The sequence below is a fragment of the Micromonospora yasonensis genome (assembly GCF_026013475.1).
Taxonomy (GTDB): Bacteria; Actinomycetota; Actinomycetes; order Mycobacteriales; family Micromonosporaceae; genus Micromonospora; species Micromonospora yasonensis.
The window spans coordinates 1-13,091 of record NZ_JAPDPH010000012.1 but is presented as its reverse complement, the minus strand read 5'-3'; the positions used below and the strand labels follow the sequence as shown (position 1 = coordinate 13,091).

Below are 13,091 nucleotides of genomic sequence, written 5' to 3'. Positions count from 1 at the left end.
AATGACCGGGTGACCGACATCCCGCGCCGGGCCGTGTCCCGGACCGCCAAGCTCGCCGCTCTGCCGCTCGGCTTCGCCGGTCGGACCGTCCTCGGCATGGGCAAGCGGGTCACCGGGCTCGCGTCCGACGTCATCTCCGCCGAGATCCAGCAGCGCACCGCCGAGCAGCTGTTCAGCGTCCTCGGGCAGCTCAAGGGCGGGGCGATGAAGTTCGGTCAGGCGCTGTCGGTCTTCGAGGCGGCGCTTCCCGAGGAGATCGCCGCCCCCTACCGGCAGGCGCTCACCAAGCTCCAGGAGGCCGCCCCGCCGCTGCCGGCCGCCACCGTGCACAAGGTGCTCGCCGAGCAGCTCGGGCCGGACTGGCGGGACCGGTTCGTCGAGTTCAACGACACCCCGGCCGCCGCGGCCAGCATCGGCCAGGTGCACCGCGCGGTCTGGCGCGACCCCGGGTACGGCCCGAACGGTGCCCCGAAGCACCGGGACGTGGCCGTGAAGATCCAGTACCCGGGTGCCGGGGACGCCCTGCTCGCCGACCTGAAGCAGCTCTCCCGGCTGGGCGGCATGTTCCGCGCGATCCAGCCCGGGCTGGACGTCAAGCCGCTCCTGGTCGAGCTGCGTGAGCGGATCACCGAAGAGCTCGACTACGAGCTGGAGGCCGAGTCCCAGCGCGCCTTCGCGGCCGCGTACGCCGACGACCCGGAGATCTCCATCCCGGAGGTGCTGGACGCCTCGCCCCGGGTGCTGATCACCGAGTGGGTGGAGGGCACCCCGCTCGCGGAGATCATCCGCAACGGCACCGAGGAGCAGCGCGACCAGGCCGGACGGCTGATGGCGGAGCTGCACCTCTCCGCGCCGATGCGGGCCGGGCTGCTGCACGCCGACCCGCACCCGGGCAATTTCCGGCTGCTGCCCGACGGCCGGCTCGGGGTGATCGACTTCGGTGCGGTGGCCCGGATGCCGGAGGGCACCCCCGAGCCGATCGGCCGGATCGCCGGGCTGGCGATCCGCGGCGACGCGGACGGGGTGGTGGACGGGCTGCGCAAGGAGGGCTTCGTCAGCCAGACCGAGCCGATCAACGCGGAGGCCCTGCTGGAGTGGCTTCAACCGATGCTGACCCCGGTCGCCGACGAGGAGTTCCGGTTCACCCGGGCCTGGCTGCGCGCCGAGGCCACCCGGCTGGCCAGCCCTCGGTCGCCCTCGTTCCAGCTGAGCCGGCAGCTCAACCTGCCGCCGGCGTACCTGATGATCCACCGGGTGACGCTCGGCTCGATCGGGGTGCTCTGCCAGCTGGAGGCGAAGGCGCCCTACCGGGCGATCCTGGAGCGTTGGCTGCCCGGCTTCGCCCCGGTGAGCTGAGCGGGCACGAGACGCCACACCGGCGGCCGTCCCACCAGACGCCACGGGGGCGGCCGTCCCACCAGACGCCACGGGGGCGGCGGCCATCCGGCCACCGCCCCCGTCGTGTTCGGTAGGGATCTAGAGAACGCCCAGGTCGCGAGCCGCCTGGCTGCGGCTGCGCATCGCGACGGTACGGGCGGAACGGGTTGCCTCAGTGCTCGTGGTGGTGCGACCGGCCTGAGGCCGGCGCATTCGAGCCCGGGACAACGCTTCGTGAAGTAGTTGCAACTCGGTTCCATTCGACAGATGCAGCATCGGTTTCGACTTTCTCGCTCGGCCGGTGATCACCGGCGGGGACGTTGGAACGGGGTGTGTCAGGCCGCCAGCCGGACCGCGCTGCGCGACTCGGACAGCCCACTGGCTGCCAGTCGCGCCTCGGCCTCGACCCGAAGCTGGGCGTCGCGGGCGAGGTCCTCCTTGCGCGGACGGCCCCGGGGCCGCTTGCGCGGGACGACCGCGCCACGCTCGAAGATCTCGCCGCCCCAGACGCCCCAGGGCTCGGCCCGCTCCACCGCACCGGCCAGGCACTCGACGCGCAGCGGGCAGTCCCCGCAGAGCGACTTGGCCAGCTCGAGCTCGGTGGGCGAGTCGGAGAACCACAGGTCGGGGTCGAACTTCCGGCAGGGCAGGTTCGCCTCCACCTCGACGCTCACGTCGAGCGGGGCCAACGCCAGACTCATCCTCCGGTCACCTCTCTCTCACTTCGATCTCGTGGATCGCATTCCTTCGGCACTACGGCGGTGCAAAAAAACTGAGGCCGCGGATCCCGGTTTGCGGGTTCCGCGGCCTCGAGGTGAGCCGGTGGTCTGATGGATCAGACCGGTCTACCTCGAGGTGGAACGCCGCGGACATCCGTGCGCTTCTTGACGTCACCGATGCCCATGCCCGTGAAGCCACTGGTCCCCTCGATCCCAGCCAGCGGCGCCACGGTCAGGTTCAGCTCGGCCTGAACCTGGACCTGGTGCACCTGCGGGACCGACGGTCGAGCGGCAAGGGCCACCCGAACAGCCGACAGCGGAGCGCAGGCAGCTGGCATCGCCGCCGGACGCTCATAAGTGAAGATCTCCACGGGTGCCACCTCCCTCACGTTCCTCGTATCGACCATGGACTCATCCCCCGTGAGCAGCCAGAATGGCGCCGCTCGCGAGGTGTGTCCTGAGGCTATTCCTCGCCCACAGGCGAGGGCAAACGATTTACGGCTAGATTTCGAAACTTTTCTGCGGGCAGACCTCGTCCACCGCCGCGCCGGCCACCAGGGCCAGCACCGTATCGCCGTAAAGTCCCAGTTTGCGGGGGCCGATCCCGGCGATCGCGATCAGCTCCTCGGTGCGGCCGGGCTTCCGTTCGGCCAGTGCGGTGAGCGTGGCGTCGGTGAAGACCACGTACGCGGGCACCTTCTGCGCCCCGGCCACCCGCTGCCGCCACTCGCGCAGCCGCTCGTACAGCTCCTCGTCGATGTCGGACGGACAGGTCGGGCAGCGCCCCAGCTTGCGGTCCGCCCCGGCGAGCAGGGTGGCGCCGCAGATCCGGCAGGAGACCACCTGGGTACGCCGCCGCTCGGTCCGCCGGGCCGCGCCGGCGCCGGCCCGCTCGGTGCCGCCGCCGGAGCGGTCGAGCTGCGGCAGGAAGCGGGAGGGCCGCCGGGCCCGGCCACCCGGCGAGCGGGCCGCCGCGTACGACAGCCAGAGCCATTCCCGGGCCCGGGTGATCCCGACGTAGAGCAGCCGACGCTCCTCCTCGACCTGCTCGGGCGTCTTCGCGTACGCGGTGGGCAGGGTGCCCTCGGCGAGGCCGACCAGGAAGACGGCGTCCCACTCCAGGCCCTTCGCCGAGTGCAGCGAGGCCAGGGTCACCCCCTCCACAGTGGGTACGTGCTGCTGCGCCGCCCGCCGGGCCAGCTCCTCGTTGAAGTCCGCGAGGGTCACCGGCCGCTCGATCGCGGCGGCCTCGCCGATCGGGACCACCTCGGGGGTCGCCGCGTACTCCTCGGCGAGCTGGACCAGGGCGGCGAGCGCCTCCCACCGCTCCCGCGCGGCACCACCCGCCGGGGCCGCGTCGGGTGCCCAGCCGACCGCGCCGAGCCCCTCCACCACGGCCGCCGGCAGCGGGGTCTCGCCCGGGATCGAGCGGGTCGCGGCGCGCAGCGCCACCATCGCCTGGCGTACCTCGGGCCGCTCGAAGAAGCGTTCCGCGCCCTGCACCACGTACGGGACCTCGGCCTCGGTGAGCGCCTTCTCGTACGCCTCGGACTGCGCGTTGGTGCGGAACAGCACGGCGAGTTCCCGGGCCGGGGTGCCCCCGTCGACCAGCGCGCGGCAGCGGGCGGCGACCGCGTTGGCCTCGGCCGGCTCGTCGGTGAAGATGCGCAGCTCGGGCTCCGGGCCGGGCGCGCGCTGGCCGTGCAGCTCCAGCCGCAGCCGGGCCTCGGCGCCCCGGGCCTGCGAGATCACCGCGTTGGCCAGCCCGACCACCTGTGGCGTGGAGCGGTAGTCGCGGACCAGCCGGACCACGGTGGCGCCCCGGTACCGGCGCGGGAAGTCGACCAGGTAGGACGAGGTGGCCCCGGTGAACGAGTAGATGGTCTGGCTGGCGTCGCCGACCACGGTGAGGTCGTCCCGGCCGCCCAGCCACGCCTCCAGCAGCCGCTGCTGGAGCGGGTTGACGTCCTGGTACTCGTCGACGACGAAGTGTCGGTACTGGCCGCGTACCTGCTCGGCGACGTCGGTGTGCTCCTCGATCCCCCAGACCGCGGCGCGCAGCATGTCCTCGAAGTCGATCACGCCGTTGCCGCGCTTGAGCTTCTCGTACGCGGCGAACACCTCGGCCACCCGCGCCGGCTCGTACGGCGTCTCGCGCAGCGCCTTGGCCGCGGCGACCACGTACTCCGACGGCTCGACCAGCGACGACTTGGCCCACTCGATCTCACCGGCCAGGTCGCGGGCGGCGGCCCGGTCGGCGCGCAGGCCGACCTTGGCGGCGGCCAGGGTGACGACCCGGACCTTGCTGTCCAGCAGCTCCGGCATGGCCCGCCCCTCGAGCAGCCGGGGCGCGAAGTAGCGGACCTGGCGCAGGGCCGCCGCGTGGAAGGTGCGCGCCTGCACACCGCGCACCCCGAGCACGGTGAGACGGGCTCGCATCTCGGCGGCGGCGCGGGCGGTGAAGGTGACCGCGAGCACGTGCCGGGCGGAGATGTCCCCGGTGAGCGCGCGGTGCGCGATCCGGGAGGTCACCGCCCGGGTCTTGCCGGTCCCGGCGCCGGCCAGGATGCAGACCGGACCGGCCGGGGCGATCACCGCGGACCGTTGCTCCGGATCCAGTCCGGCCAGCACCCGTTCCGCCGCTGAGTGAACCACCACAGCCAGGAATCATCCCAGCCCCCGCCGATGTTGCAGCGGTTAGCCTGGCCTGACCCGGACCGGGTGCGAGCCATCCCCTTGGAGGACCTGACCATGCTGACGATGTATTCCACCCCGTGGTGCGGCTACTGCCACCGGCTGAAGTCGCAGCTCGACCGGGAGGGCATCGCGTACGAGGTGGTCGACATCGAGCAGGACCCGAAGGCCGCGGAGTTCGTGATGAGCGTCAACGGCGGCAACCAGACGGTGCCCACCCTGCGCTTCGCCGACGGCAGCGCCCTCACCAACCCCTCGATCACCCAGGTCAAGCAGCACCTGGCCGCCCTCCCCAGCTGACCGACGCATATCCGCGACAGTGGCCGCCCCCACCGGGCGGCCACTGTGCGTTGGTCGGGAAATCACCGCGCTCGGCGCCGGCGTGTCGCGGCGACGACGTCCGGCTCGACGGCGGCCAGCGGACGGCGCGGGGCGGGGATGTGGACCAGGGGGCGCGGGGGCGCGGTGAGGCGGCGACCCCGCCAGAGGTAGCCGCCGGCGGCGGTGGTGACCACCCCGACCAGGGCGAAGAGCAGGCGGTAGTCGAAGACCCCGACGAGCAGCGCCCCAGTGCCGATGGAGAGCGCCTGCGGACCGCTGACCAGCGCCTCCGACGCGGCGGCGACCCGACCGAGCAGCCTCGGCGGGGTACGCCGCTGGACCAGCGTGTTGAGCCCCACCATGGTCAGCGGCAGGGAGAGCCCGGCCAGCAGCAGCGCCACCACGCCGAGCCAGAGCCGGGGGTACGCCAGCGCCAGCGCGGCCGGCCCGAAGAAGGTCACCCCGGCGGCGAGCGCGCCCAGCTCCCCGACCCGGCGCACCACGGCGGCGGAGAGGAGCCCGCCGACCAGCCCGCCGATCCCCTGCACGGTGACCAGCACCCCGACGAACGCCACGTCCCGGCGCAGCCCCTGGTCCACGTACGCGAAGATCAGCGACTCGGTGAAGCCCATCACCAGCGAGCCCAGCCCGTACCCGAGCAGGGCCCGGCGCAGCGCGGGCTCGCCGGCCAGGTGCCGCAGCCCGGCGCCCAGCTCGGCCGGCCAGCTCAGGTCGGTGCCGGACGGCGGGGTCTCGGCGACCCGGAGCAGGCCGACGACGGCGGCGGCGGTGAGGAAGCCGGTCATCGCGAGGGCGACCAGCAGCCAGCCGCCGACGGCGGCGTACAGGCCGGCCCCGGCGAGCGGGCCGACCAGCCGGAGGCCCTGCCGGACGGTCTGCAGCACGCCGTTCGCGTCGGCCAGCAGGTCGCTCGGGACCAGGTGCCGGATCAGCCCGCTCAGCACCGCGCTCAACGTGATGTACGACAGGCCGTACAGGGCCGCCACCACGTAGATGACCCAGACGTCGGCCCGGTCGTGGACGACGAAGAGCGGGCTGAGCAGCACGGCCGTGCCCAGGTTGGCGGCCACGAAGAACGGCCGGCGGCGGTACCGGTCGACCAGCCAGCCGACCGGCGGGGCGAGCGTCATCGGCGCGATGATGGCGAAGATGGTCGCGCCGGCCATGCCGTCCGATCCGGTCAGGTCCTTGACCCAGACGGCGAGGGCCAGCAGCAGGACCGACTCGGCCGCCATGCTGGCGACCAGCGCCACGAAGAGCAGGCGGAAGTCGGGGCGGCGTAGGACGGTGCGCATCGGGTTCCCTCCCGAGGGGCAGCGCCCTCGGCGGGCGCGTCGGGGGCGGGTGTCCGGCCCGGACCTCCTCGTCCGACGCCGTGAGCACCCCTCCACAGTCCTCTTTTTGTCTCGTGACACGCCCCCGCCGGAAACCTCCAAGGCCGGTCGCGCCGTCCATACTGACCGTGGGGGGCGAATTTCATACAGTTATCGTCGCGTCTTGCGGCGGTCGACGGAGAAGAGGAGACCGTGCCTCCTACCGCACCAGGCCCGATCCTGCGCCGGCGCAGGATCGGGACCGAGCTGCGCCGGCTGCGCGAGCAGGCCGGCCTCACCGGAGACCAGGTGATCGAGCGCATCGGCTGGGCCTCCGCGTCCAAGTTGTCCCGGCTGGAGAACGGCCGCAGCCGCCCCGACCCGGACGATGTGGGCGTTCTGCTCACCCTCTACGGCGCCGGCGACGCGCAGCGCGAGGAGCTGCTGGCGATCACGCACGAGGCCGGCGACATGCGCGGCTGGCTGCGCAACTTCCCGGTGATGACCGAGCAGCAGCGCGCCTTCGCCGAGTTGGAGGCGGGCTGCTCGGAGATCTCGGAGTACAACCCCGTGCTGGTCCCGGGGCTGCTCCAGACCCCCGGGTACGCCCGGCACCGGATCATCTCCGCGGCCCGGGTGGCGGACCAGGCCGGCGACCCGGAGGGCGGCAAGGACCCGGAGACCGAGGTACGCGCACGCCAGGCCCGCCAGTCCCTGCTGACCCGCCCGGACGCGCCCCGCTACACCGCGGTGCTCGAGGAGGCGGCGCTGGGCCACCGGGCCGGGCCGCTGGACGTGCTGCACGAGCAGCTCGTCCACCTGTGCGAGCTGGCCATGCTGCCAAACGTGACCCTGCACCTGCTGCTACGGGACACCCGGGTCGGTGACTGGTACCTCCCGCCGACCGCCTTTTCGGTCTACCGGTTCGCCGATCCCCTCGACCCGGAGACACTCGCCATCGAAGGTGGGTTCACCGACGTCATGTCGACCGAGCTAAACACCCTAAATCGCTATAAAGTGGTGTTCGAGTGGCTATGCTCGGCGGCGCTCTCCGCATCGGACACCCTCTCCTGGCTCATCGAGGCGACGGGACGGCCCGACACGGCAGCCGAGTCCACAGTGGCGTACGGTCCGGCAACGGCGCCGGTCCAGCGCCGCCGCGACTCGGGGCGTCTGACCACGGACCGGTGATCCCCACAGGACCACCCGTCCGGCCCGCGGCGTCACTCGTCCCATCGGATCACTCCAGACCAGGAGCAGAACCATGAACGAGATCCGCAACAGCTCGTCCGACCTCGCGCAGCAGCTCGCCGGCGCCGCCTGGCGCAAGAGCACCCGGAGCCAGACCTCGAACTGCGTCGAGGTCGCGCCCCTGCGTACCGGGCCGGCGGCGGTGGCGCTCCGGGACAGCAAGGACCGCGGCGGGCCGGTGCTGCTGTTCAACCGGGCCGGATGGCTGGGCTTCATCGCCGGCGCGAAGAACGGACAGTTCGTCCTGAACTGATCCGCCAACCTGAAGGGGCCGTCGGCGTCGGGCCGGCGGCCCCTTCGCCTGCCCACCCTGACAACGGTGCTGACCTGGGGTCCTCCGATCGGTCGACGACCCCGAAGAATCGCTGAGTTTCACTTGCTGGGACGACCACGGGGCGTAACATGTCGAAAGAGTGACGTGGAAGTTCCAGCGCGTATCCGTCCGTCCGTACCCGGAGGACACTCATGCGGTTCCTGATCGTCCGCACCGAGATCCGTGCCGTCGCCGAGACCGACATCGCCGCCGCGTGGACGGGCGGTGGTCGGCTGCGGGACGAGACCACCGCGCCGGAAGCCCGTCGCCAGGTCGTCCACGCCGAGGACCGGGAGGCCGCGCTGGTGCTGGCCCGGGCGTTGGCGTCGGTCGGGGCGGTCCGCTGTGGCCGGCACCGGGTCAAGGTGCTCCCGATCGAGGATGCGGATCCCGCGTACCCCTACCGGTGGGACGGCAGTTGATCCACTTCTGACGTCCGTCGTGGTCGGACCGGCTCCCCCGCCGCGTTCCTCGCCTTACCCGGCCACGGCGGCCCGTGTCTCCGGCCCGTGACCGCCGCGGCAACGACGGCCACGGGCCGGGGCCGCGTTTCCGCCCGCCGGTCCGCCGGGCATCCGGGCCGCCCGCAGCACGCCGCCGTGCCGGTCACCGACGCTGGACGTGCCGGACAGCTCGATCGCCGCATCGGCGACCTGGCCGAGGACGCCGGGTCAGCAGTGGCCGTCGAGCCAGCGGTGGACCAGGAAGAGGGCGATCGAGGAGGGCGGCGGGAGCACCAGCCGGTCGCCGCCGTCCACCAGGACCGGCCCCCCGGCCAGTGCGGCGCCGATCTCCCGGCGGGTGAACCAGCGGGCGTGGGCGATCTCGGCCGGGTCCACCCGGATCGGCTCGTCGGCGTCGGCGCGGGCCAGGAAGCCGAGCATCAGCGAGCCCGGGAACGGCCAGGACTGGCTGCCCGCGTACGCGATCTCGTCGACCCCGACGCCGACCTCCTCGCGGACCTCGCGAAGCACCGCGGCCTCGGCCGACTCGCCCGGCTCGACGTAGCCGGCCAGGCAGGAGTAGCGGCGCTGCCCCGGGCTGCGCGCCCAGGTGGCGTTGTTGCCGAGCAGGCAGCGGCCGTCCGGGCCGTCCGTCCCGTCGTGGATCAGCACGATCATCGCCGGATCGGTCCGCGGCCACATCCGGTCGCCCATGGCGTCGACCCGGGACCAGCCCGCCTCGTCGGCCTGTGTGGAGTGCCCGGTCGCCGACGAGTACCGGTGCCGCAGGTGCCAGTTCAGCAGGGCGAGCGCCGTGGTGAAGATGCCCGCGTCCCGGTCGGTCAGCAGGTGGCCTACCTCGCGCAGGTTGGCCCGCCGGGTCCCGGGCAGCTCCGGCAGCGGCGCGTCCACCGCGAAGACCGGTACGCCGTCCGGCTCGAGGCCGAGGAACATCGGCACCGAGCGCGGCACCTCGGGCAGCTCACCGGAACCGATCAGCACCAGCTCCCGCGGGGCCGACTGCTCCGGGTCGCGGCGCGGCGTCAGACGCGCCGAGCCGGATTGGTCGGCCGACTGCTCCGGGTCGCGGCGCGGCGTCAGACGCGCCGAGCCGGAGTGGTCGGAAGCCGGGCCACGGACCAGCGCCCGCCCGTCGTCGGTCGAGTCGAGCACCAGCACCCGAGCCCGCTCCCACGCCTCGGCGAGCCAGTCCGGGTCGGTACGCCGGTGCGCCGCCCGATCGAGGGTGGCGCGGGCCAGCGGCGGAGCTTCGCCGGTCATGCCGCCGCCACGCTGCTGAGCCAACTGCTCCGCTCGCTCACGCCGCCGCCTCGCTCCGCTCGCTCACGCCGACTCCGTACGGACCGGGGTCAGCGTGGCGAGCGAGTCGGCGATCCGCTCGGCGTCACCGAGCACGACGGTGACCGCCTTCGCCGGGGCGAGGTAACGTGCGGCCGCCTCGGCCACGTCGTCCACGGTCGCCTTCGCCAGCCGGGCGGCGTGCTCGGCGAGGAAGTCCAGGCGCAGCCCGTTGCCGGCGTACGCGCTGGTCAGCGAGGCCAGCCCGGCCTGGGTGGACATGCCGAGCTGGAGCGTGCCGAGGGCGTACTGGCGGGCCTGCTCCAGCTCGTCCGGCTTAGGCGGCAGGGCGGCCAGCCGGCCCAGCTCGTACGTGGTCTCCAGCAGCGCGGGGGCGGTCACCTCGGTGGCCACCTCGGCGCCGGCGACCAGCACCGACCCGGCCACCGAGTGCTCGACCATCGAGTGCGGCCCGTAGGTGTAGCCCTTGTCCTCCCGGATGTTCTCCACCCAGCGGGAGGAGAAGTAGCCGCCGAAGACCAGGTTGGCCAGTTGCAGCGCGGCGTGGTCGGGGTGGGTGCGGGGCACCGCGGGCAGCGCGATCCGCAGCGAGGACTGGACCGAGCCGGGGCGGTCGACCAGCAGCAGCGGGCCGGGTTCCAGCGGCGGCGCGGGCGGCAGCTCGGCGACGTGCCCGTCCCCGTTCCAGCCGGACAACGCCTGCTCCGCGGCGTCCAGGGCGTGCTCCGGCTGCACGTCGCCGACCAGCACCAGCACCGCGTCGGCCGGATGCACCCGCTCGGCGTGCAGCTTGCGCAGGGCGGGCGGCTTGACGGCACGGACCTGGTCGGGCTCCGGGGTCTGAACCGCGTACGGATGCCTGCCGTAGATCCGCTTGAGCAGCGCGGTCCGGGCCAGGTGCGCGGGCTGGCTCTGGGCGACCTGGATCCGGTCCACCAGCCGGTCCCGCTCGGTCTCCACCCAGTCAACCGGGTAGGTGGCCCCGGTCAGCACGTCGGCGAGGATCTCCAGCATCCGGCCCAGGCCGGTGACCAGGCCGGCGCCGGAGAGCATCAGGCGGTCCGGATCGACGCCGGCGGAGAGGCCGCCGCCGACCTTCTGCAACTCGGCCGCGATCTGGGTGGCGGTGTGGGTGGCCGTGCCGGCGAGCACGGTCTGCGCCAGCATGGCGCCGCGGGCCAGGTGGGCGCGCCCGAACGGCATCCAGAGCCGCAGCTCGACCAGGGGTACCGCGGGCCGGCGTACGGCGATCACGGTGAGCCCGTTGCCGAGCGTGCGCTCGGCCTGACTGGGCAGCTTGAGCCGGCGGTTCGGGCCGAGCGCCGGCAGCGGCCGCGTTCCGGTCTCCACGGTTGCGCTCACCGGACACCTCCGGCGATGACCTCGATGGACGCGCGGCGCTCCGGCCGCAGGGTGGCGGCGGCGGCGAGGACCTGCTCCTCGGTCACCTCACCGACCAGCCGGGGCAGTTCGTTGAGCAGCCCCGGTTCACCGCGTTGCTGTTCGAGGACCGCCATTCGCAGCGCCCGGCCCAGCACCGCGTCGGTGTCGCGCAGCAGGTGGGTGGCCATCCGGGCCTGGGTACGGGCCAGTTCTCCCTCGGTCAGCCCGTCGGTGGCCAGCCGGTCCAGTTCCTCGTCGACGGTGCGCAGCACCTTGTCCACGTCTCCGCCGGGCGGCAGGTGGGACTGGAGCAACAGGGCGGTGGGATCGCGGACGTCGAACGGGTCGCCCATGAAGCCGAGGTAGCCGCCGACGCTGGTGACCGACCGGTCCCGCTGGACCAGCCGCTCGACCAGCCGGGAGGCGTCCCCGTCGGTGAGCACCTCGGCCAGCACCACGTACGGCAGGTAGCCGGTGAAGTCGGTGACCGGGTCGGGCACCCGCCACGCGCTGGCCACCGCCGGCAGCGGGGCCAACCGGTCGGTGTACGAGGTGCGCCGCTCGGCGGTCAGGTCCGGCTCGACGAAGTCGGGCCGCTCCGGCGCGGGCCGGGTCGGCACGTCCCCGAAGTGCCGCTCGATCAGCACGGTCGCCTCGGCCACGTCGACGTCACCGCTGACCGCGAGGACCGCGTTGCCGCTGGCGTAGTAGCGGCGGAAGAAGTCGGCGGCGTCGGCGACGGTGGCCGACTCCAGGTCGTCGAAGGAGCCGTAGCCGTCGTGGGCGTTGGGGAAGGTGTCGAACATCACCGGCGGCAGGGTCAGCCAGGGGAACCCGCCGTACGGCCGGTTGAGCACGTTGACCCGGATCTCCTCCTTGACCACGTCAACCTGGTTGCGCAGGTTCTCCTCGGTCAACCGGGGGCCGCGCATCCGGTCGGCCTCGAGGAAGAGCGCCCGTTCCAGGGCGTTGCTCGGGAGGGTCTCGAAGTAGTCGGTGTAGTCCAGGTGGGTCGAGCCGTTGAAGGTGCCGCCGGCGCCCTGGACGTGCCGGAAGTGGGCCAGCTTCTCCAGGTTCTCCGAGCCCTGGAACATCAGGTGTTCGAAGAGGTGGGCGAAGCCGGTGCGCCCCTCCGGCTCGGACCGGATGCCGACGTCGTAGACCACCGCCACCCCGATCACCGGGGCGCTGCGGTCGGGGGTGAGCACCACCCGCAGGCCGTTGTCGAGGGTGAACCGCTCGACCGGGTACTTCGTCGCTGGGATTCTGGCTCTCCGCGTCGGCACGAGATCGACCCTACTGCGTCGGCACGGTCCGCACCCGCGGTGTGGCGCGGCACTCGCTCCGGCCGGCGGGGCGGTGGGCCAGGCGGTGCCGCGTACTCCATCGAACAGGTGGGAGTTGCCGTGAATCCTCAAGTCTGCTGTCCCGGATCGTGGACGAGCCTTGACGCTGCTCCGCGCCTGCCCCACTCTTCCTACCAAGTAAGTAGGAATACTGTGGATTGGACAACGCATGAGACGGCTCCCCTTCCGTCGGTCGGTCGCCCTCGCCACCCTCGCCGTGGTCGGCGTGGCCACCCTGGGCACGGCGGCCTGCGGCGACGGCACCGACGCCGCCGGCAACGCGGGTCCGGTGACGCTGCGCCTCGGCTACTTCCCGAACATCACCCACGCGCCGGCCGTCGTCGGGGTGGAAAAGGGCATCTTCACCGAGAAGCTCGGCAGCGGCGTCAAGCTCGAGACGAAGACCTTCAACGCCGGACCGGCCGCCGTCGAGGCACTCTTCTCCGGCGCGCTCGACGCCACGTACATCGGTCCGAACCCGACCGTGAACGCCTTCTCGAAGTCCAAGGGCGAGGCGGTCCGCGTCGTCTCCGGTGCCGCCTCCGGCGGCGTCGCGTTGGTGGTCAAGCCCGAGATCACCGCGGTGGAGC

At 72.9% G+C, this 13,091-nt stretch carries 13 protein-coding genes; 6 read left to right on the top strand and 7 right to left on the bottom strand.

Annotated features, from left to right (window positions below):
• The first annotated feature begins 9 nt into the window (after positions 1-9).
• The gene (locus ONA70_RS04715) at positions 10-1,356 is read left to right on the top strand and encodes an ABC1 kinase family protein (protein ID WP_265005088.1); all 1,347 of its coding nucleotides are present in this window, start codon (positions 10-12) and stop codon (positions 1,354-1,356) included.
• Positions 1,357-1,712: 356 nt separating this feature from the next.
• Here the strand turns inward: ONA70_RS04715 and ONA70_RS04710 are convergent, their stop codons facing one another.
• From ONA70_RS04710 to ONA70_RS04700, 3 genes are all read right to left on the bottom strand, one after another.
• Positions 1,713-2,078 carry a WhiB family transcriptional regulator gene (locus ONA70_RS04710; RefSeq protein ID WP_091068617.1) on the bottom strand — a complete coding sequence of 122 codons (366 nt, stop codon included), beginning with the start codon at positions 2,076-2,078 and terminating at the stop codon, positions 1,713-1,715.
• A 134-nt stretch (positions 2,079-2,212) separates the two neighbouring features.
• Positions 2,213-2,467, bottom strand: coding sequence for a hypothetical protein (locus ONA70_RS04705; RefSeq protein ID WP_265005087.1), 255 nt, complete (start codon positions 2,465-2,467; stop codon positions 2,213-2,215).
• Positions 2,468-2,597: 130 nt separating this feature from the next.
• Positions 2,598-4,754, bottom strand: a complete 2,157-nt coding sequence (locus ONA70_RS04700; protein ID WP_265005086.1) for an ATP-dependent DNA helicase UvrD2 — start codon at positions 4,752-4,754, stop codon at positions 2,598-2,600.
• 93 nt (positions 4,755-4,847) lie between these two features.
• On the opposite strand from ONA70_RS04700, the gene ONA70_RS04695 reads away from it, so the two are divergent.
• Entirely contained in the window at positions 4,848-5,090 is a 243-nt protein-coding gene (locus ONA70_RS04695; protein WP_265005085.1) for a mycoredoxin, read from the top strand.
• A gap of 62 nt (positions 5,091-5,152) precedes the next feature.
• Here ONA70_RS04695 and ONA70_RS04690 read toward each other — a convergent pair whose 3' ends face one another.
• Positions 5,153-6,427: an MFS transporter gene (locus tag ONA70_RS04690; protein WP_265005084.1), complete on the bottom strand. Its 1,275-nt coding sequence runs from the start codon at positions 6,425-6,427 to the stop codon at positions 5,153-5,155.
• Between the two features lie 231 nt (positions 6,428-6,658).
• On the opposite strand from ONA70_RS04690, the gene ONA70_RS04685 reads away from it, so the two are divergent.
• From ONA70_RS04685 to ONA70_RS04675, 3 genes are all read left to right on the top strand, one after another.
• The gene (locus ONA70_RS04685) at positions 6,659-7,636 is read left to right on the top strand and encodes a helix-turn-helix domain-containing protein (protein WP_265005083.1); all 978 of its coding nucleotides are present in this window, start codon (positions 6,659-6,661) and stop codon (positions 7,634-7,636) included.
• A gap of 73 nt (positions 7,637-7,709) precedes the next feature.
• Positions 7,710-7,949 (top strand): DUF397 domain-containing protein, encoded by a 240-nt coding sequence (locus tag ONA70_RS04680; protein WP_265005082.1) that lies wholly within the window; start codon positions 7,710-7,712, stop codon positions 7,947-7,949.
• Positions 7,950-8,161: 212 nt separating this feature from the next.
• On the top strand, positions 8,162-8,431 hold the full coding sequence (locus tag ONA70_RS04675; RefSeq protein ID WP_265005081.1) for a hypothetical protein: 270 nt from the start codon (positions 8,162-8,164) through the stop codon (positions 8,429-8,431).
• A gap of 249 nt (positions 8,432-8,680) precedes the next feature.
• On the opposite strand, the gene nudC is transcribed toward ONA70_RS04675, so the two are convergent.
• From nudC to ONA70_RS04660, 3 genes are all read right to left on the bottom strand, one after another.
• Positions 8,681-9,733 carry an NAD(+) diphosphatase gene (nudC, locus tag ONA70_RS04670; protein WP_265005080.1) on the bottom strand — a complete coding sequence of 351 codons (1,053 nt, stop codon included), beginning with the start codon at positions 9,731-9,733 and terminating at the stop codon, positions 8,681-8,683.
• Between the two features lie 63 nt (positions 9,734-9,796).
• The gene (locus ONA70_RS04665; RefSeq protein WP_265005079.1) at positions 9,797-11,134 is read right to left on the bottom strand and encodes a M16 family metallopeptidase; all 1,338 of its coding nucleotides are present in this window, start codon (positions 11,132-11,134) and stop codon (positions 9,797-9,799) included.
• Positions 11,131-12,441 carry a M16 family metallopeptidase gene (locus ONA70_RS04660; protein ID WP_265005078.1) on the bottom strand — a complete coding sequence of 437 codons (1,311 nt, stop codon included), beginning with the start codon at positions 12,439-12,441 and terminating at the stop codon, positions 11,131-11,133. The genes ONA70_RS04665 and ONA70_RS04660 overlap by 4 nt, the downstream gene beginning before the upstream one ends.
• A gap of 229 nt (positions 12,442-12,670) precedes the next feature.
• Here ONA70_RS04660 and ONA70_RS04655 point away from each other — a divergent pair.
• The coding region (locus tag ONA70_RS04655) for an ABC transporter substrate-binding protein (protein ID WP_265005077.1) at positions 12,671-13,091 on the top strand (421 nt) is incomplete at its 3' end.